This window comes from Streptomyces sp. NPDC030995, assembly GCF_055571215.1.
Map to the genome: position 1 here is coordinate 204909 of NZ_JBVIFS010000002.1, position 20005 is coordinate 224913.

Annotated in this window: 15 protein-coding genes and 1 tRNA gene; 9 read left to right on the plus strand and 7 right to left on the minus strand. The window is 74.3% G+C overall.

Features of this window, described 5'->3' with window-relative positions:
- Positions 1-125 precede the first annotated feature (125 nt).
- Positions 126-198 (minus strand) — tRNA-Arg (locus ACZ45T_RS04470).
- Positions 199-530: 332 nt separating this feature from the next.
- Between ACZ45T_RS04470 and ACZ45T_RS04475 the strand changes: the two genes are divergently transcribed.
- From ACZ45T_RS04475 to ACZ45T_RS04510, 8 genes are all read left to right on the plus strand, one after another.
- The gene (locus tag ACZ45T_RS04475; RefSeq protein WP_468437391.1) at positions 531-2147 is read left to right on the plus strand and encodes a dynamin family protein; all 1617 of its coding nucleotides are present in this window, start codon (positions 531-533) and stop codon (positions 2145-2147) included.
- A 4-nt stretch (positions 2148-2151) separates the two neighbouring features.
- Positions 2152-3996 (plus strand): GTPase, encoded by a 1845-nt coding sequence (locus ACZ45T_RS04480; protein ID WP_468437393.1) that lies wholly within the window; start codon positions 2152-2154, stop codon positions 3994-3996.
- A 99-nt stretch (positions 3997-4095) separates the two neighbouring features.
- Complete coding sequence (locus ACZ45T_RS04485; RefSeq protein WP_468437395.1) at positions 4096-4503, plus strand: single-stranded DNA-binding protein; 408 nt, start codon at positions 4096-4098, stop codon at positions 4501-4503.
- Between the two features lie 179 nt (positions 4504-4682).
- On the plus strand, positions 4683-5822 hold the full coding sequence (locus ACZ45T_RS04490; protein WP_468437397.1) for a thioester domain-containing protein: 1140 nt from the start codon (positions 4683-4685) through the stop codon (positions 5820-5822).
- A gap of 10 nt (positions 5823-5832) precedes the next feature.
- Positions 5833-7314: a phosphatase PAP2 family protein gene (locus tag ACZ45T_RS04495; protein ID WP_468437399.1), complete on the plus strand. Its 1482-nt coding sequence runs from the start codon at positions 5833-5835 to the stop codon at positions 7312-7314.
- A gap of 114 nt (positions 7315-7428) precedes the next feature.
- A complete protein-coding gene (gene ettA / locus ACZ45T_RS04500) occupies positions 7429-9093 on the plus strand; it encodes an energy-dependent translational throttle protein EttA (RefSeq protein WP_468437401.1) in 1665 nt (554 codons plus the stop codon).
- Between the two features lie 10 nt (positions 9094-9103).
- Positions 9104-9568 (plus strand): acyl-CoA thioesterase, encoded by a 465-nt coding sequence (locus ACZ45T_RS04505; protein WP_468437403.1) that lies wholly within the window; start codon positions 9104-9106, stop codon positions 9566-9568.
- Complete coding sequence (locus ACZ45T_RS04510) at positions 9565-10284, plus strand: DUF8010 domain-containing protein (RefSeq protein WP_468437405.1); 720 nt, start codon at positions 9565-9567, stop codon at positions 10282-10284. Before ACZ45T_RS04505 ends, ACZ45T_RS04510 begins: the two co-directional genes overlap by 4 nt.
- A 36-nt stretch (positions 10285-10320) precedes the next feature.
- Here ACZ45T_RS04510 and ACZ45T_RS04515 read toward each other — a convergent pair whose 3' ends face one another.
- A complete protein-coding gene (locus ACZ45T_RS04515; protein ID WP_468437407.1) occupies positions 10321-10725 on the minus strand; it encodes a globin in 405 nt (134 codons plus the stop codon).
- Positions 10726-10829: 104 nt separating this feature from the next.
- Between ACZ45T_RS04515 and ACZ45T_RS04520 the strand changes: the two genes are divergently transcribed.
- Positions 10830-11843 (plus strand): methyltransferase domain-containing protein, encoded by a 1014-nt coding sequence (locus ACZ45T_RS04520; protein ID WP_468437409.1) that lies wholly within the window; start codon positions 10830-10832, stop codon positions 11841-11843.
- Between the two features lie 16 nt (positions 11844-11859).
- On the opposite strand, the gene ACZ45T_RS04525 is transcribed toward ACZ45T_RS04520, so the two are convergent.
- Genes ACZ45T_RS04525 through ACZ45T_RS04545 form a run of 5 tightly spaced genes read right to left on the minus strand, consistent with a single transcriptional unit; the run spans position 11860 to position 19956 of the window.
- On the minus strand, positions 11860-12888 hold the full coding sequence (locus ACZ45T_RS04525) for an FHA domain-containing protein (protein ID WP_468437411.1): 1029 nt from the start codon (positions 12886-12888) through the stop codon (positions 11860-11862).
- Between the two features lie 14 nt (positions 12889-12902).
- Entirely contained in the window at positions 12903-14228 is a 1326-nt protein-coding gene (locus ACZ45T_RS04530) for a vWA domain-containing protein (protein WP_468437413.1), read from the minus strand.
- A 32-nt stretch (positions 14229-14260) separates the two neighbouring features.
- Positions 14261-15829 carry a protein phosphatase 2C domain-containing protein gene (locus ACZ45T_RS04535; protein ID WP_468437415.1) on the minus strand — a complete coding sequence of 523 codons (1569 nt, stop codon included), beginning with the start codon at positions 15827-15829 and terminating at the stop codon, positions 14261-14263.
- A 3-nt stretch (positions 15830-15832) separates the two neighbouring features.
- The gene (locus ACZ45T_RS04540; protein ID WP_468437417.1) at positions 15833-18655 is read right to left on the minus strand and encodes a serine/threonine-protein kinase; all 2823 of its coding nucleotides are present in this window, start codon (positions 18653-18655) and stop codon (positions 15833-15835) included.
- The gene (locus tag ACZ45T_RS04545) at positions 18652-19956 is read right to left on the minus strand and encodes a coiled-coil domain-containing protein (protein WP_468437419.1); all 1305 of its coding nucleotides are present in this window, start codon (positions 19954-19956) and stop codon (positions 18652-18654) included. Before ACZ45T_RS04545 ends, ACZ45T_RS04540 begins: the two co-directional genes overlap by 4 nt.
- Between the last annotated feature and the right edge of the window lie 49 nt (positions 19957-20005).

The window sequence follows — 20005 nt, forward strand, 5'->3', positions numbered from 1 at the left end:
CCTTGCCCTACAGCCTGGGCCGCGCGGCGAAGGGACGGCGCGCCGTGGGGATCGGCCATTCGGCGGGTCCGTCGACCTGCGAAAAAGCCCTCCGCGAAGGGAGGGCTTTCAGTGGTGGAGAAGAGTGCCCCCGGCAGGACTCGAACCTGCGGCCAAGTGCTTAGAAGGCACCTGCTCTATCCACTGAGCTACGGGGGCCGGAAGGTGGCCGTGGTGGGCCTGGAGCCCCTGGTGGGGGTGGGACTGCGGTCCGTGCCGGGTCAAGGATAGGGCTCCGGTTGCCTTGTCCCGGTTGCTTCACTCGCGGGCCACGATGTGGAGGTTCGGTGAAGCGGTCCCGATAATCGCAGGCAGGTGCGATTCTCGCATCGCTTTTGCGCCGCGGCGCCCCCGGTGTTGTGCACTCGTTATGCCTGCGCCCCACTCGTCCGTCGTGCCCAGAATGTCCCACTGGAGTCGCGGTCGGCGCGCAGAGGACTTATAAGCTTCAAAAATGCTCCTAAATTGGGCATTCTTCGCATGTGGTGACCTTGGATGTTCGGCCTCAGCTGCTCGATGCCCTGTCCGCCCTGCGCGACCGGGTCGCGTCCGTGCGTCTGCCGCTGCCCCTGCCCGGCGCTCCACGCGCCCGTCAAACCAGAGCCGAGCTGCTCGCGCAGCTCGACGACTACCTCGTACCCCGGCTGAAGGCGCCCGAGGCGCCGATGCTCGCCGTCGTCGGCGGGTCCACCGGGGCCGGTAAGTCCACCCTCGTCAACTCCCTCGTCGGACGACAGGTCAGCGAAGCCGGGGTGCTGCGCCCGACCACGCGCACACCGGTGCTCGTCTGCCATCCGGACGACCACCACTGGTTCGCCGGGATGCGGGTACTGCCCGACCTGATGCGGGTCTGGGTGCCGCACGCGGAGGAGGAGGCGCCCCCCGCGCCCAAGTCCCGGGCCCGCGAACGTGCCCACGGCGGCAGCCACGCCACCCGCGAGATGCGGATCGAGACCGTCTCCAGCCTGCCGCGCGGACTCGCCATCCTCGACGCCCCCGACATCGACTCCCTCGTGGTCGAGAACCGGACACTCGCCGCCGAACTCATCTGCGCCGCCGACGTCTGGGTGATGGTCACCACCGCCTCGCGGTACGCCGACGCCGTCCCCTGGCACCTGCTGCGCACCGCCAAGCAGTACAGGGCCACGCTCATCACCGTCCTCGACCGGGTCCCGCACCAGGTGCTCGCCGAGGTCTCGCGGCAGTACGGGGCCCTGCTCACCAAGGCCGGGCTCGGCGACGTACCGCGCTTCACCGTCCCGGAGCTGCCCGAATCGGCCGGCGGGGGCGGGCTGCTGCCGGCCAGCGCCGTCGCCCCGCTGTACGCCTGGCTCGCCCACCACGCCCAGGACCCCGCCGCCCGGCAGTACGCCGTCGGGCGGACCGCGCTCGGCGCGCTGGACTCCCTCGGGCGCCGGATGCCCGAGCTCGCCTCCGCCGTCGCCGCCCAGCACGCCGCCGCCGTACGGCTGACCGCGGCCGTCGAGGACGCGTACAAGCGGGAGGGCAAGCGGGTCCGCGGCCGCCTCGACCACGGCGCCGTACTGGCCGGCGACGCCCTGACCCGGTGGCGCGGCTACCCGCTCGACACCAGCGCCGACGAACTGCTGGACTCGCTCGCCGAATCCCTCGCCGCGCTCCTCCAGTGCGCCGTCGCCGCCGCCGACGAGCGGATCGCCGCAGCCTGGCGGCGCGAACCGGCGGCCGGCGCGGTGGCGCTGCCCGCGCCCGACAGGGAGGCGGGGGAACGCATCGGCATGGCCGTACGGCGCTGGCGGCGCGTGCTGGAGGAACTGGCCGAGGAAGAGGTCGCCCGGCTCGACAAGCAGCCCGCACCCGACCCCGACGGCGTCGCGGCCCTGCTCGTCGCCGCCCTCCTCGGCGGCAAGCGGGCCAGGCCCGCGGGGGAGCGGCTCGCCGAACGGATCGGCGCCCAGGCCGCCCTGCGGCTGCGCGACCGGGGCGCGGAACTGGTCTGCGACCACCTCGACCAGGTGCTGCGCGGCGAACGCGACCGCCGGCTCGCCCCGCTGGAAGCGCTCGAAGTGACCCCGGAACCCCAAGCCGAGCTGATTGCCGCGCTGTCCGTACTGCAGAAGGAGAGGTGACGCGGTGACCGCCCTGACCGACCGCACCGACGACCGCTGGGACGACGGACTCATCGCGCGCTCCCGCCCCCGGGCCGCCGACCGCGAACCGGGCGACGGCGACGACGAAGGCAACGAGGGCGACGAGGCTCTCGTACGGGCCGTGTCCGGCGCGGGCAGCGACGGCGGCAAGTCGGCCGCGCCCCCGCTCAGCCCCGAGGGCCAGGCCCTGCGGCTGCGCCTCGACGCGCTGCGCCAGCTCGTCGGGCTGTCGCGGACCCGGCTCGACGGCAAGACCCTCGCCGAGGCCGGGCGGGTCCTGGACGAGGCGGCCGCGCGCCGCGGGCTGTCCCCCCAGCACACGGTCGTCGCGATCGCCGGCGCCACCGGAAGCGGCAAGTCCACACTCTTCAATTCACTCGCCGGGGTGCAGATCTCCGAGACCGGGCTGCGCCGCCCGACCACCGCGGCGCCCATCGCGTGCAGCTGGTCGGACGGGGCCGCCGGACTGCTGGACCGGCTGGAGATCCCGGGGCGGCTGCGGCGCCGGCCCCGCGAGACCTCGGAAGCGGAGGCACTGCGCGGGATGGTCCTCATCGACCTGCCCGACCTGGACTCGGCGGTCGTCGCGCACCGGGACCACGTGGACCGCGTACTGGCGCTGGTCGACGCCGTGGTGTGGGTGGTGGACCCGGAGAAGTACGCGGACGCCGTGCTGCACGAGCGGTACCTGCGGCCGCTGGCCGGGCACGCGGAGGTGACGTTCGTCGTGCTGAACCAGGTCGACCGGCTGCCCGGCGAGTCCGCCGACCTCGTACTGGACGACCTGCGGCGGCTGCTCGACGAGGACGGGATCGCGCTCGGCGAGCACGGCGAGCCGGGGGCCACGGTGCTCGGACTTTCCGCTCTGACGGGTGAAGGCGTCGGGGAACTGCGCGAGCTCCTCGGACAGTTCACCCAGGAGAAGGGCGCCGCGACCCGGCGGATCTCCGCCGACGTGGACCGCGCGGCCGTGCGCCTGCGGCCGCTCTACGTGGCCGACGGGCATTCCGGGCCCGAGATCGGGGAGGCGGCGCGCGCCGAGTTCGAGGACCGGCTCGCCGAGGCGGTCGGGGCGTTCGCGGCCGGGCTGGCCGCCGAGCGCGCGTGGCGGCGCAATGCGGGAAAGGCGTGCGGGACGCCGTGGCTGCGGCTGTGGCGGTGGTACGAGGGCCGGCGCGCGCCGCGGACCCTGGCGGGTCTGGCCGCCCTGGCGGCGATCGGCGGCCGGGGCCAGGTGGCCGAGCCGGCGCCGGTCGAGGAGGAGGTGACCGCACGCCAGCGAGTGGAACAGGCCGTCCGGGCGGTCGCCGACGAGGCGGTCGCCGGCCTGCCCGAACCGTGGGCGCAGGCCGTCCGGGAGACGGCGGTGCGCGGCGCGGACCGGCTTCCGGAGGCGCTGGACGAGATCGCGGTGACCCTCGGGGCGGCGGTCGCGGTGCCGAGCGTCAAACCGCCGCGGCCCACGTGGTGGCCGGCGGCGGTGCTCGGGCAGGCAGCCATGACGCTGCTCCAGATCTACGGCGGGCTGTGGCTGGTCGGGCAGATCGTGGGGGTCCTGGAGCCGAGGCTGCTGCCGCCGGTGCTGCTGATGGTGGCGGGCATCATCGGCGGGCCGCTCGTGGAATGGGCCTGCTCGATCGCGGCCCGCGGCCCGGCGCGCCGGTACGGGCAGGACGCGGAGCGAAGACTGCGGCAGGCGGCGGCCGGCTGCGGGCGGGCCCGGGTGCTGGAGCCGGTGGCGGCGGAGCTGCTGCGCTACCGGGAGGTGCGCGAGCAGTACGCCACGGTCGCCGCAGGGGGGACGAAGTTGTCCACAACCCGTCAGTAATCCACAGGCCGGAGCGGGAGTCGGCGCCCTGACCCAGCATGGTTCGTAGCCCGTACGGATGGTCCGCGCGGGCACGGAAGACGGGGGAGGGCGACCGGGATGAACGACACCCAGGTGACGCTGGTGGGTTGTGTGGCCACGCGGATCGACTACAAGGAAACGGTGAATGGACCGTCGGCGCGGTTCCGGTTCGCGGTGACACCGCGGTACTTCGACAAGCGCGCGGAGGCCTGGACCGACGGGACCACCAGCTTCTACACCGTGTGGGCGCGCCGGACGCTCGCGGTGAATCTCGCCGGTTCCGTCTCGGTCGGCGAACCGCTGGTGGTGCACGGGAGGCTGCGCGTGCGGGAGGACCCGCCCGACGGAGAGGGCAAGCGCCGGACCTCCGCGGAGATCGACGCGACGGCCATCGGACACGACCTGAACCGAGGGACGGCCGCGTTCCGGCGCGTGGTGAAGACCGACACTCCGCTGATGGCCACTCAGAAGGCGGCGGTGGTCTGAGTGTTCGAGGCGGTTAGGATTCCCCGGTACTCACGGGCACCTGGGTCTTTGGCCCGAAGGGGAAGACTGTGTCGATTGCCGTTCCCGCATCCTCCGCTCCTGATTCCGCTCCTGCTCCTGCGCCTGGCTCTCCCGAACCTCCCGCCGCGGTACGGGGCTCCGCGCGCCGGCCGCTGGCGGTGGCCCTGCTGGCCGCGGCCCTCGCCGCCGCGCCCGGAGCCACGGCGGCCGCCGACTCCGACGCGGTGGCGGCCCGGGCCCCGGAGGGCGCGAGCGCCGTGCTGGACGGGCTGAAGACGTACGGGCAGGCGGTCCTCCACGCCGGGGACGGCTCGGTCCGGCACATCCCCGCCGGGCTCTACGAGATGCGGGTCGACGGCGGCGGGATGCTCCAGACGTACGGGGTCGGAGTGGCGGGCAACGCCCAGCCGCAGGCCCGGTACACCGAGAGCGGCTGGAGCGGCAGCCCGCTCGCCGGGAACCGGGAGGCGGGCCGGATCCGCTGGGTCCTGGAGCACTCCTACCCGCAGCTGAACGATCTGGCCGGGCTCGCCAAGGCGGCCGGCGCCGGGGCGCTCACCGCGGAGAGCGCCGCGGCCGGCACCCAGGTGGCGATCTGGCGGCTGGCGGACGGGGTCAACGTCGAGGCCGCCGACCCGGCGGCGGAGAAGCTGGCCGACTACCTGCAGCGCGCGGCGGGGCAGCTGCCGGAGCCGCCGTCCTCGCTGGGGCTGGACCCCGGCGACGTGTCGGGGGCGGTCGGCACCCGGCTCGGCCCGGTGACCGTGCGGACCGGGGCGCGGAGCGTGTCGGTGATCCCGGACGCGGCGGCCGTCGCGATGGGGGTGCGGGTGGTGGACGCCGAGGGGCGGCCGCTGGACACCGCCGTCAACGGCAGCCGGCTGTACTTCGAGGTGCCCGCGGGCACCCCCGACGGGACGGCCTCGGTCACCGTGCAGGGCGCGACCAAGGTGCCGGTCGGGCGGGTCTTCACCAGCGGGGTGCCCGCCCAGGCGCAGATCGTCGCCGGCTCCAGCGAGTCCGCGGCCGCCGCCACGGCCACGGCGGCCTGGCCGCCGGCCCCGGTGACCCAGACGGCCCCCGCCGCGGGCACGACCTCCGGCACGGGGGCGGTGGCACTGGGCGCGCAGTCCGCGACCGCCTCGCTGGCCACGCCGGAGGAGGAGCGCCTGGCGACCAGCGGCAGCTCGGCGGCCACCCCGGTCATCGCCTCCCTGGCGGTGGGCCTGGTGGTCCTGGGCGGCCTGGTGGTCCTGCTGCTCCGCAAGCGCCCACTGGACGAGGAGGACCGGTCTTAGGGTGGTGGCCATGACCACCGGTGATCAGGAACTGACCTGGAAGGGCGCGGTCGCGCGCTGGGACCGAGGACTGTTCGACGTGGTGGCCCGGCGGCACTGGCCCGGGGCCGACCGGGTGCTGCCGCGGCTCGGGCGCGCGGCGAACCACGGGGTGCTGTGGGGCGGGGCCGCCGCGGCGATCGCCGTCTTCGGATCGGCCGGGGCCCGCAAGGCCGCCGTGCGCGGGGTGGCCTCGCTGGCGCTGGCCTCCGCCACCATCAACACCGTCGGCAAGTGGTCCGTACGCCGGCCGCGGCCGCTGCTGGACGGCGTGCCCGCGGTGCGGCAGCTGGCCACGCAGCCGCAGACCACCTCCTTCCCGTCCGGGCACTCGGCATCGGCCTTCGCCTTCGCCGCCGGGCTCGCGCTGGAGTCCCCGGGCTGGGGCGCCGCGCTGGCTCCGGTCGCCGCTTCGGTGGCGTTCTCCCGGGTCTACACCGGGGTGCACTACCCCTCCGACGTGCTCGCGGGTGCGGCGCTGGGGGTGGCCGCGGCGTTCGTCGTACGCCGGCTCGCGCGGGACGCGCAGGAAGCCCGGGTCGCGCCGGGCGACGAGCGGACCGCCCCCGGGGTGCCCGCGCTGCCCGACGGGGCCGGGCTGACGGTGGTGGTCAACACCGGATCGGGGACGGCCGCGGCCGCAGGGCTCGACGTACTGCGCGCCCGGCTCCCCGAGGCCGAGGTGATCGAGTGCGAGGGCGCGGATCTGGCGCCCGCACTGGCGCAGGCGGCCTCGCGGGCCACCGTGCTCGGCGTCTGCGGCGGCGACGGCACGGTCAACGCGGCCGCGACCGCCGCCCTGCGGGCCGGGCTGCCGCTGGCCGTGTTCCCCGGCGGCACCCTCAACCACTTCGCGATGGACCTCGGCCTGCCCGGAGCCGAGGGCACCTGCCGCGCGCTTGCCGACGGCCACGCCGTCCGCGTCGGCGTGGGCCGCTTCTCCCCGGGGCCCGGGGGAGAGCCCGGCTACTTCCTGAACAACTTCAGCATCGGCGCCTACCCGGAGCTGCTGCGCCACCGGCTGCGCTGGGGCCCGCGCATCGGCGGCGGCCCGGCCGCGCTGCTGGCGGCCTGGCGGGTGCTGCGCTCCCAGCGGCCCGTGCGGCTGCGCCTGACCGGGCGGCCCCGGAGCGTGTGGCTGCTCTTCGCGGGCAACGGCACCTACCACGGCACCGGCCCCACCCCCCGCCGCCGCGACAGCCTCGGCGAGGGCCTGCTCGACCTCCGGCTCGTCTACGGCGGCGGCCGCCCCGGCCCCCGCCTGCTGGCCGCCGCCCTCGCGGGCCCCCTGAGCCGCTCCCCGGTCCACACGGCCACCCGCCTGCGCAGCCTGCGCATCGCGGACATCCCGCCGGGCACCCCCCTCGCCTACGACGGCGAGTACGCCGAGGCCCCGCCCGCCCTGGTCCTCGACGAGCTCCCGGACGCCCTCACCGTCTACCGCCCCCGCTGACTCCGGGCGGCGCCGCAGATCAGGCCCCGGGGCCATACGCGTTTCCCCCGGGGGGTGGACGTCAGGCAAGATGGGGTGTATCTGCCCACTCATCGATCTGCCGGACGGTTTCTCTTGGCTGAGTTCATCTACACCATGCGCAAGACGCGCAAGGCGCACGGCGACAAGGTGATTCTTGATGACGTCACCCTGAACTTCCTGCCCGGCGCGAAGATCGGTGTGGTCGGCCCGAACGGCGCCGGTAAGTCCACCGTTCTGAAGATCATGGCGGGCCTGGAGCAGCCGTCCAACGGCGACGCCTTCATCACGCCAGGCTTCACCGTCGGCATCCTGATGCAGGAGCCCAAGCTCGACGAGTCGAAGACCGTGCTGGAGAACGTCCAGGACGGCGCCGCCGAGGTCATGGGCAAGCTCAAGCGCTTCAACGAGGTCGCCGAGCTGATGGCGACCGACTACACCGACGCGCTCATGGACGAGATGGGCAAGCTCCAGGAGATCCTGGACCACTCCAACGCCTGGGACCTCGACGCCCAGCTCGAGCAGGCCATGGACGCCCTGGGCTGCCCCCCCGGCGACTGGCCCGTCACCAACCTCTCCGGTGGCGAGAAGCGCCGCGTCGCGCTCTGCAAGCTGCTGATCGAGGCCCCGGACCTGCTCCTCCTCGACGAGCCCACCAACCACCTCGACGCCGAGTCGGTGAACTGGCTGGAGCAGCACCTTTCGCAGTACAAGGGCGCCGTCGTGGCCGTGACCCACGACCGCTACTTCCTCAACAACGTCGCCGAGTGGATCCTCGAGCTCGACCGCGGCCGCGCGCACCCGTACGAGGGCAACTACTCCACCTACCTGGAGAAGAAGGCCACCCGTCTCAAGGTCGAGGGCCGCAAGGACGAGAAGCGCCAGAAGCGCCTCAAGGAAGAGCTGGAGTGGGTGCGGTCCAACGCCAAGGGGCGTCAGACCAAGTCCAAGGCCCGCCTCGCCCGCTACGAGGAGATGGCGGCCGAAGCGGACAAGATGCGCAAGCTCGACTTCGAGGAGATCCAGATCCCGCCGGGCCCGCGTCTGGGCTCGATCGTGGTCGAGGTCAACAACCTCTCCAAGGCGTTCGGCGACAAGGTCCTCATCGACGACCTGTCCTTCACGCTGCCGCGCAACGGCATCGTGGGCATCATCGGCCCGAACGGCGCCGGCAAGACCACGCTCTTCAAGATGATCCAGGGCCTGGAGGCGCCGGACTCCGGCTCCGTCAAGATCGGCGAGACCGTCAAGATCTCGTACGTCGACCAGAGCCGCGCCAACATCGACCCCAAGAAGACCCTCTGGGCGGTCGTGTCGGACGAGCTGGACTACATCAACGTCGGCCAGGTCGAGATGCCGTCCCGCGCGTACGTCAGCGCCTTCGGCTTCAAGGGCCCGGACCAGCAGAAGCCGGCCGGTGTCCTCTCCGGTGGTGAGCGCAACCGCCTCAACCTGGCGCTGACGCTCAAGGAGGGCGGCAACCTGCTGCTCCTCGACGAGCCCACCAACGACCTCGACGTCGAGACCCTGTCGTCGCTCGAGAACGCCCTGCTCGAATTCCCCGGTGCGGCCGTGGTCATCTCCCACGACCGCTGGTTCCTCGACCGGGTCGCCACGCACATCCTGGCGTACGAGGGCGAGTCCAAGTGGTACTGGTTCGAGGGCAACTTCGAGTCGTACGAGAAGAACAAGGTCGAGCGTCTCGGCGCGGACGCCACCCGCCCGCACCGTGCCACCTACAAGAAGCTCACCCGAGGCTGAGGCAACGGTCATGGCCAGACACCACTACCGGTGCCCCCTGCGCTGGGCGGACATGGATGCCTTCGGGCACGTCAACAACGTCGTCTTCCTCCGCTATCTGGAGGAGGCGCGGATCGACTTCATGTTCCGCCTCGCGCCGGGGGAGGGCAGCGAATCCTTCACGGGCGGCTCCGTCGTGGCCCGTCACGAGATCGACTACAAGCTGCCCCTCGTGCACCGTCACGAGCCGGTCCTCATCGAGTCCTGGGTGACCCGGATAGGCGCCGCCTCGCTGACGATCCGCTACGAGGTCAAGGACGAGGCGACCGAGGACGCGCCCGAGACGGTCTACGTCCGCGCCGAGACCGTGGTCGTGCCCTACGACCTCGCCGCGGGGCGGCCCCGCCGCATCACGGCCGAGGAGAGGCGCTTCCTGGAGGAGTACCTCGACGAGCCCGCGGCCCGGCACGGCTCCGAAGGGCGCCTCGCGGCATGAACGGGCAGCTGCACTTCGCCGACTCCGGGGAGGCGGCGGACCTCGCCGCCTTCCTGGGCCGGCTGGTGCACTACGACCGCGCCGCCGCGGTCCGCCTGCAGGCGGGCGGCGGCGCGCTCGCCGTTTTCGGGCGGCCGCCGTCCTTCGACGTCCTGGCCGTCCGCACGGTGCGGCTCGCCGCGCCCGTCGCGTCGCCGCTGGACCTGACCGTGTCCGCCGGTGAGCTCCTGGAGTCGGTGGACGAGGCCTCGGCCGCGGTCACCGTGCCCCGGGCGGTCACGGGACCGCCCTGGACCGGGGTGCTCCCGCCCCGAGGCGGCTGGCAGCTGCTTCCGGGGCTGCCGGGCCCCGAGGCGATGGGACGGGCCGTGGCGGCCGCCGTCGCCGAGTTCCGGGCCCGCGACGAGGCCCTGCCCCCGCAGCACCGGACCCGCTCCGAACGCGACCGCATCGGCCGCGAGATCTGGTCCCGCACCCTGGGCGACACCGAGCTCCCGCTGCGCGCCGTGCACGCCGCGCAGTCCCTGGGTTTCCTGCGGCCGGTACGGGCGACCGTGCCCGCCCCCGCGTCCGCCCCCGGGTCCGCCGGGCCCGATCCCGTGGCGCTGCTCGCCGCCGGGAGCTGGCTGCGGCTGCGCACCCCCTACGGTTCCGTCGCCACCCGCCGCCCCAGCGCCACCGGCGGCTTGGGCGCGCTCCAGGTCCGGCCGGTCTGAACCGCCGGCCCTCCGGCTCGTCGGCCGGCCGGCCGCCTAGTCCGCCGTGTTGATCATCGACGCGGCGGCGTACGTCAGGTACTTCCACAGCTGGGCCTCGAGCTCCGGCGCCAGGCCCAGCTCGTCCACGGCGACGCGCATGTGCTTCAGCCAGGCGTCGTGGGCCGCCGCGTCCACCTGGAACGGCGCGTGCCGCATCCGCAGCCGCGGGTGACCGCGGTGCTGGCTGTAGGTGGTCGGGCCGCCCCAGTACTGCATCAGGAACAGGGCGAACCGCTCCTCGGCCGGCCCCAGGTCCTCCTCCGGGTACATCGGGCGCAGCAGCGGGTCCTCCGCGACCCCCTGGTAGAAGCGCCGGACGAGGCGACGGAAGGTGTCCTCGCCGCCCACCAGCTCGTAAAAGGTCTGCTCCTGAAGCGTGCCCCGCGGAATCTCATTCACCCGACCATCGTCTCAGACGCCCGGGCGGAGGACCGGGGTCCCAGGACCCATCCCCGGGACCGCCCGCGCTCGCATGCGAAGGCCGCGCGCAGGACAGTGGAGGCATGGGCGCACACACCTCACGCACCACCTCACCCACCACCCCGCGCAGCGGGATCAGGGATCTGCGGGAGACCGCTCACGCCGCCCAGGTACGGGAGCTGGTCGCCGCCGGGGTGCTGGAGGATCCGCTCTGGCGGGCGGCGTTCGAAGCGGTGCCCCGGCACGTCTTCGTGCCCTACTTCTGGACCGGCCGCGGCGCCGGTCACGAACGGCTCTGGGCCGAGGACCCCGACCCCGAACGCCGGGCCCGCTGGCTGCGCGGGGTCTACGTGGACACCCCCCTCGCCACCCGGCTGCGCGACGGCCGGCTGGTCTCCTCCAGCAGCCAGCCCTCGCTGATGGCCAAGATGCTGGCGGCCCTCGACGTGCGCGACGGCGACGACGTCCTGGAGATCGGCGCGGGCACCGGATACAACGCGGCGCTGCTCTGCCACCGGCTCGGCGACGAGCACGTCACCACCGTGGACCTGGACGAGGAGATCACCGAGTCGGCGCGGACGCACCTGGCCCAGCTCGGCTACCACCCGGCCGTGGTCACCGGGGACGGGGCGCGCGGCTGCCCCGCGCGAGCCCCCTTCGACCGGATCATGGTGACCTGCACGCTGCCGCTGGTTCCGCACGCCTGGCTCGCCCAGTGCCGGCCGGGGGCCCGGATCCTGGCCCCGCTGTCGACCGGGCTGATCGCGCTCACGGTGCGGGACGCCGACTTCGCCGAGGGCCGCTTCCTGCACACGCCGGCGTACTTCGTCCCGCTGCGCGGGGCCAGGGCGGCGCCACCGCCGGCCCCGGCCGACATGCCGTACGGGCTCCCGTACGAGCTGGTGGAGAACGAGCGCTTCCAGTTCATGCACGTGCTGACCGCAAGCGTCCTGCACCCCCGCGAGGCCCTGGACCTGTGGCGCAGCGAGGGCCGGCCGTCCCGTGAGCGCTTCGGGGTCTCGGTCGGGCCCGGGGGCCAGTGGTCGTGGCTCGACGATCCCCAGGGACCCTACGTATGGCCCCTGGGGGAGGGGTGAACCGGCTGCGGCGGTATCAGCCGCGGCGGATGGTGATCGTCGTCCAGGCGCCCACGTGGACGCGGTCGCCGTCGGAGAGCGGGACCGGGACGTAGGGCTGGATCGGCTCCTCGCCGCCGTTGATCGTGGTGCCGTTGGTGGAGTTCTGGTCCACCACCGCCCAGCTGAGGTCGGGCTGCTGGACGAAGACCGCGTGCTGGTGGGAGACGCCCGGGTCCTCCGGGGGCACCGACAGGTCGATGTCGGGGGACTCTCCCGTGGAGGCGCGGCGGCGGCCGATGGTGATCTGGCCGCCGGACAGCGGAAGGTGCTGCTCCGGGGAGTACGCGGGCAGGTTGAGCCCGGCCGCCTCGGGGCCGCTGCGCTGCATCATCGCCATGAAGTACGAGCGGTCGGGGCCGATCGTCGCGCTCCAGGCGCCGGCCTGCGGCGGGAAGGGCTGCTGCTGAGGCGGCGGAGGAGGCTGCTGCTGGTACTGGGGCTGCTGGTACTGCTGCTGAGGCGGCGGCGGGGGCTGCTGCTGGTACTGGGGCTGCGGGGGCTGCTGGTACTCGTGCGGCGGCTCGTGCACGGGCGGCGGCAGCAGCCAGTCGTCCTCGCGCTGGAGCGGCTCGGCCGGCCGGTTGACCCGGGACGGCCGCGAGCCCTGGTACTCGAAGTGGTCCTGGGAGTAGTTCCCGGGAGCGGGCACGGGCGGCGGCGGAGGAGTCGGCGGCGGGCTGCCGGCGCCGGTCGCCTGGGGCCCGTGGTCCGGGGCCGGCGGCGCGTACGAAGTCGGCGTACGGCTCAGGAAGTTGTACCGGCACTCCTCGCAGAACGGGGCCATGGCCTCGCGCGGGGTCCGGCACTGCGGGCAGAGCTCGGCCTGGGCGGTCGGCTCACCGGCGGTCGGGGGGTAGCCGTAGCCGTAGGAGGGCGCCGGAGGCGCGCCCGCCGAAGCGGCCATGCGGTGGCCACAGACCTCGCACCAGTCGTCGGAGGCGGACTGGTGCCCGTTCGGGCAGGTCGGCATGGCGGCGCTTCCCCCTTCTTCTCCCTGCGTCATCGCGTCAGGTCTTCTCAGGTCTTCTTCACTCGGACGGTCTGTGTCGAACGCGTTTCAAGAGTCATCTCGTCGGCATCGGCGACCTTCGCTTTCAGCCGCACAGTACCCGCCGCCGCGTCCACGACATCCACCACCTTCGCGAGGAGTTTCGCGGTGTCGGCGTTTCCGGAGGCGCTCGCCAGCTGAACGGCGCGGCCGAGTTTGGCCGTGGCTCCGTCCACATCGCCCAGTTTGCGGGCTTCCAGTCCCAGCTGGATGGCCTGCGCCAGCTCCGCCTGTCCGGTGTAATGGGCGACCTGCCGGTTGATGGCGGTGGACGCGGCCAGATCGTTCGTCCACACCGCGCGCACCAGGCCCTGGGCGAGAACGGCCGGCGGCTCGCCCGCCGCCCCCGGCAGTACGAGCGAGGCGCGGGCGGCGAGCATCTCCTGGCCCACGGTCGCGCTCGGGACCCGTACGCACACGTGGTACTCGCGGGACTCGTCGCCCCACGATCCGGTCGGGTAGTCGCCGGCGCGCGGGCCCGCCTCCGTGCGGCGGGCCGTCAGGTCCTGGACGGTGGGCGCGACCTGCTTGACGTACTGGATCTCCACGCCGACCGGGGTCCACAGGCGCAGCGCGACATCCGCGACCTCCTTGCCCATGACGTTCTCCATCATGCGCGTGAAGTCCTCGGTGAGGTGGGCCGGGTCGGCCACGATGTCGGCGGAGCCGAGCAGCGCGCTCGCGATCCCGGTGACCTCCTTGACCTCCCAGTCGGTGCCCACCCCGCGGGCGTCGCAGGTGAAGCGGCCCGCGCAGGCGTCGAGGGTGGCCCGGAGCACGGCCGGTTCCTCGTGCTCGTTGCGGCCGTCGGTGAGCAGGATGCCGTGCCGGATGACGGCGGGGGCCCGGCGCAGCAGGCCGTCGGCGAGGCGCAGCCACGTACCGATGGCGGTGCCGCCGCCGGAGCTGAGCCCGCGCAGGGCCTCCTTGGCCTGGGCGCGGGTGGCCGGGTCGGCCACGGCGAGGCGGCCCTGGCCCGGGTAGACCTCCTTGGCCACGTGCGTACCGGCGATCACGGCGAACGAGGTGCCGTCGCGCAGGGTGTCGATGGCGGCGGCCGTGGCCTCGCGGGCGCCGCGCATCTTGTCCGGCGGGTACTCCATGGACCCCGAGCAGTCGACCATGATCACGACGGCGGCGGAGCCGTCGACGGCCGTCGCACGGGTGGCGGTGGCGCCGCCGGTGGAGGTGACCGTGACGATGGCGTGGACGTCCCGCCCGCCCTCGGGCAGGAACTCGTTCTGGTACACCTCCACGCTGAAGCGCGGGGCGCTCGGCTTGGCGAAGTTCGCCATCGGTGGGACTCCTAGGGGCTCGGGCAGGCGGGTCAGACCTGCGGGCGCGCTTCCGGTTCCGGTTGTGCCGCCGGGCCCGGCTCCGCTTCCGGTCCCGGTTCCTGCTCGGGGTGCGCGGCGAACGGCACGACGGCCACGGTGACGTTGTCGTGTCCGCCGCCGTCGAGGGCGTGTCCCACCAGTACCTGCGCGCTGTGCAGCGGGCGGGCGGCGGCGTCCGCGGGCAGCACCTGGGCCATCTCCCGCGCGGACTCCGCGTAGTTCCACAGTCCGTCGGTGCAGACCACGATCACGCCCGGGTGGTCCGGCTTGAAGGTCGCCGTGTGCGGTTCGAGGTCGTACGCGTCCGCCCCCAGCCAGCCGGTGATGGCGTGCGCGCGGACGTCCGCGTAGGCCTCGGCCTCGCCCATCAGACCGGCGGCGACCATCTGGGCGGCCCACGAGTCGTCCTCGGTGAGACGGCGGGGCAGGGCGGCGCGGTCGTCGGGCACCCAGTACGCACGGCTGTCGCCCACCCAGCCGATGGTCAGCAGGCCGCCGCTGACGACGGCGCCGACCAGGGTGCAAGCCGGGGCGTTCTGCGCGCCGGGGACCTCCGGGGCCAGGGCGTTCACCGCGGCCGCCGCGGCCAGGATCGCCTCGTGCATGGCCTCCTGCGGGTGGGCCCCGCGGGGAAGCGCGTCGAGCAGCGCCTCGTTGGCGGCGCCGGCCGCGGCGGCCGACGCCTCGTCGGGGCGGCTCGCGGAGGAGACGCCGTCGCAGACGATCGCCACGGTGGCGGCGGAGCCGTCGGGCAGGGCGGTGGCCGACACGGCGAACGAGTCCTCGTTGCGGTGGTGGCGCAGCCCGCGGTCACTGACGGCCGCGACGCTCCCGAGCTCCTCCTCCAGGTGGTCCCGCTCCCGGGGCTGCGCGTGCCCGCAGTGCTCGCAGTACCCGTCGGTGTCCACGTGGCCGGCCCGGCAGGCGACACAGGTCTTCCCGCCGGTCCCCTGCGGGGCTCCGGCCGGGGCGGTGGGCCCGGGGGGAGCGGTCTCGTAGCTCTCGTACAGGCCCTCGGTCGCGCCCCACGGGGTCCCCTCCGGGGGAGTTCCGGCGCCGCCGGGCAGGTCGTACCGGGCCTGCGGGCCGTCGGGGCCCGCGCCGTACGGGTGTTCCGCCGCGCCCCACGGGGTTCCTTCCGGAGGCGTGCCGGTGCCGTAGGGGTTCTCGTGGCCGACGGCCGCGTACGGGGCCTGGGCGACCGGGACCGGTTCCGGCGCGGGCTCCGGCTCGGGCTCGGGCTCCGGCTCCGGCGGGGTGGCGGCCCAGCCGCCCGGTTCGCCGACCAGCGTGGGCGCGGCCGCCGCCACGCTGCCCCAGCCGGGGGCGGGTTCGGCGGCGGCGTGGGAACCGCCGGGGGCCGGGGTCCCGTAGCCGCCCGCGGCCACCGGCGAGGCCGGCGGGGCCGGTGGAGCCGTCGGGATGGGGACGGTCGGGTGGTCCGCCGACGCGGCCGGGGGAGGAGCGGTCACGGCGTAGCCGCAGACGCCGCAGAAACGGTCACCCTCCTCCAGGGGTTCCGCGCAGCTGGGGCAGCCCGACAGCCGATGCATCGACATCAATCACACCCACGTCCGGGGACGGAAACGGTTTGCCCGCTCCACCAGTTCGATCCTCTCCTCGCCACGCCGCGCCAGCCGTGCGAGAACGCGGTACGAGCGCTCCAGTCCGAAGCGCAGGCCCCGCTCGTCCAGTTGACTGCCGAGCAGCGAGGTCCGGCCGGGGTCGGAACCCCGGCTCCCCGACAGTACCCAGTCCAGGGCCGAGCCCAGAACTTCGGTGGCGAGACGCTCCACCCGTTCCGGGTCCAGCCCGAACCGCCGCAGGGCCTCCACCTGGTCGGCGGCGGCCGCCAGGTCGGCCAGCAGCGGCTCCTGCGGGGACCGGTCGCGCAGACGTGCGCGTACGGCCGCCACCCGCGCGGCGGTGTAGTGGATGGACGCCTCGGGCACGGATTCCAGCGTGCGCACGGCCGCGTCCCGGTCACCGGCGGCCAGCTGGACCCGGGCCAGCCCGAAGGCCGCGCTCACGAATCCCGGGTCGGTGATCCACACCAGGCGGTAGTACTCGGCGGCGTTGTCCAGCTGGCCCAGCACCTCCGCGCACACCCCGAGGGCCAGCTTCGGCGCGGGCTCACCGGGAAAGGCGTCGTAGATCGCGTCGAAGGACAGGGCCGCTGTCTCGTCGTCCCCGGTGGCCAGCGAGGCGATGCCGCGCGCCCACACCACCCGCCAGTCGTCGGGATGCCGGGCCTCCAGCTCCGTCAGGGTCCGGGAGGCCTCGGCCGGCTCGCCCAGCTCCAGCCGGGCCCGCAGCTCCCGCAGCCGCAACTCGGCCGAATCGGCGGGCGCCGAGCCCAGCGCGCCCAGCAGGTCGCCCGGCGCGGAGGCCAGCAGGCCGGTCAGGAAACCGGCGTTCGGGTCGCTCGCGTCCACCAGCGGTACGGGCAGGGCCAGCGCGGTGTCGCGTGCGGTGGCCGTTCCCCCGAGGGGCGGCGGGGACACGGGTGCGAGCGCGGCCCCCGTGCCCGTGGCCGGAGCCGACGGCGCCCCCGGGCCCGCGGGCGCCTGCCGGGGTCCGGGCACCGGCGCACCCGCCACGTGCGTGGCCGTGCTCCCGAGCGCGGGCAGCGGCGCCCCGGCCTGGCCCGCGGGCAGCACCGCTCCGCCGGGTGGCGTCCCGCCGATGTGCGCAGGCCCCCACGGGCCGGACGCCCCGCCGGGGCCCGTCGCCGGAGCCGGCCCGGTGGGCTGCACCGAACCCGCGCCCGCCGGCGTACCGGACGGAGTCCGGCCGCGGCCCAGCACCCCGAGGAGCCCGCCACCGTGCCGGGAGGCAGGCGCGCGGTAACCCAGGCGGGACACGACCGTTCCCGCCGTGTCGGCGAACAGCCGGGTGTCCGGAACCCGCAGCTCCGGACCGAAGAGGGTCGACAGCTGCGGCCGCGGCCGGCCCGTCTGGAGGGCGACGACCTCCCGCAGCACGCCCGTCAGCTGGTCCGCCATCTCCTGCGCGGACGCGAACCGCCGCCCCGGGTCCGGGTCGGTCGCCCGTACCAGCAGCCGGTAGAAGGACTCGTACCGTCTGAAGACCTCGATGTGCTCCGGATCCGGCAGCGAATCCACGAACACATTGGTGTAGCCCTGGAAGTCGAAGGTCAGCACGGCCAGCGTCCGCGCCACCGTGTAGAGGTCGGAGGCCACCGACGGGCCCAGCTCGGCGACCTCCGGGGCCTGGTAGCCCACCGTGCCGTAGATGGCCGACTCCACGTCGTCCATCCGCCGCACCGCGCCCATGTCGATCAGCTTCAGCTGGTCCTGCTGCTGGATCGCGTTGTCGACCTTGAAGTCGCAGTACAGGAGGTTCCTGCTGTGCAGGTGGCCGAGCGCCTCCAGCGCCTCGATGCCGTACGCGCACGCCTGCTCCACCGGCAGCGGATCACGCCGCCCGTCCGGCCGGCGCCGCTCGTTCGCGATCTCCTTCAGCGACTTGCCGCCGACGTACTCCATGACGATGTACCCGTCCAGCGAACCGGTCCGCTGGTCCAGGTGCTCCACGAAGTTGTAGATCCGCACGATGTTGGAGTGCTCGATCTCCGCGAGGAAGCGCCGCTCCGAGATCGCGGCCTCCATCGCGTCCTGGTCCCCGGTGTCCAGCAGGCCCTTGAGCACCACCCACCGGTTCGCGACCGCCCGGTCCACCGCCAGGTACACCCAGCCCAGGCCGCCGTGCGCCAGGCAGCCCGACACCTCGTACTGGCCGCGCACCACATCGCCGGGGTTCAGCTTGGGCACGAAGGAGTACGGGTGCCCGCACTTGGTGCAGAACCCCTCCGTCCGGCCCGGCCGGTCCCCGCGGGCCCGGCCCACCGGAGCCCCGCAGTCCGAGCGCGAGCAGAACCGCTTGCGCTCCGGCACCTCCGGGTTCTCCAGGACCGCCGTCGAAGGATTCGGACGCGGCACCTCCGGTACGTTGACCAGCCCGGCCCCGAGCCGGCTGCGCCCCGAGGACGCCGCCGAGCCCGAACTGCGCACCGACACCGACCGGGTGGACACGGTCCCCGACAGCGACCGGGACAGCCGCCCCGACACCGAGCGGCGGGAGGTGGAGGACCGCGAGGAGCGGGCCGAGGCCGAGGTGCGCGCCGAACCGTGGGACCCCTGCGAGCCCATCGACCCCCGCGACCCGCGTGACCCGCCGGACCCCAGGGAGCCCCTGGCCGCGCTCGTCATGCCCGTCGGCGGCGACACCAGCTCCTCCGCGCCCGCCGAGACGGCGCCGATCGGCGCCAGCCCGCACGTGTCGCAGTACAGCTCGCCGCCGCCCATGTCCTCGTACGCCCCCGGGCAGCCGGGGCGAACGCACGCGGTTCCGATCAGGCTCATGCGTCCTCCTTCCCCGGCCCCTCGGGCCGCTGTTCCTGGTGTCCCGGCTGCTCGGGCCGGTGGTCCTGGTGCCGCAACTGCTGCGGCACCAGGGATTCCGCCGCCGCATGCTGGTAGCGCAGGACCGCCTGTTCGGCGGCCCGCAGGTCGCAGGGCGCGCTCCACAGCATCCGCCGGGCCGCGTCGTACCGCTCGATCAGCAGCGGGTCCTCCGCCATGCCGTGCCGGGCCACCTTCGCCTTGTACGCGTCGAGCCGCCCGCGCAGCTCGGCCCGTACCGCCAGCGGCGCCGTCACGGCGGTCAACGATTCACGGGCCCGGCGCAGTTCCTCCTCGGCCCGCTCCTCCAGGGATTCCAGCAGCGGAGACAGCCGGTGCCAGCGGGACTGGCGCCGGTGCTCGGCCGCCGCCGCGAGCTGCTCCTGCAACACCGTCGGCGGGCCGCTCACCGCGGGCACCTCCGACGCGGCGATCTTCGCCAGCACCTCGCCGCGCGCCGTCCGCGCCTCCGCCAGCGTCCGGTCGGCCCGCGAGAGCACGTCCCGCAGGCTGATCAGCCGCTGCTCGGCGTCCTGCCGTACGTCCAGCACCGCCTCGACCTCACGGCGTACGTCCTCCAGGGCGAGCGCGGCCCGGTCGTAGCGCGCGGTGTCCGGACGGCCGCCGCCGGGCGCCGAACTCCCCGCCGCCGGCAGCCAGAACGCCAGCGGGTCCGCGATCACCTGCGCCCGCAGCTCCGTCAGCTCGGCGGTGATGTCCTCCAGGTCGTCGCCCGAGGGGTGTTCGCCCGGGCGCACGCCCACCGAGTGGGCCAGCGAGCGGGTGCGGTGCAGTTCGGCGGCGAGCAGGTCGATCCGGGCGGGCAGCGCCGACCACACCGAGTCGGCGGCGACCACCACGTCCAGCGAGCTCGCGTACAGCTCGTTCATCCGGGCCACCAGCTCGGCGAGCGAGAGCCGCTCCGCGAGCGCGACGCCCTCCGCCGCGGCTCCGGCAATCAACACGCCGGGACCGCGCAGCCGCTCGGTCAGCTCGATCAGGTCCTCGCGGTTCGGCCAGCGGCGCCGCTCGCGGACCTCACGGGCGGCGGCCAGCGCCCCGCTGTAGGCGTCGAAGTACGTCCACAGCCGGGTGATGTCCGCGTCGGCGGCCGCCCACCGCTCCTTGGTGACCCCCGTCAGCCCGGCGCCTTCCAGCAGCCGGCGCCCGGCGTGGTCCTGGAGGGCGAGCAGCGAGGTCTCCACGGCCTCGTGCTCCGCGCCCAGCCTGGCCAGGGCGCGGTCGACGTCGTCCCGGTCCATCCATGCCGACCCCGGCTCCACCGACTGTGCCTCCGCTTCCGCTGCCGCC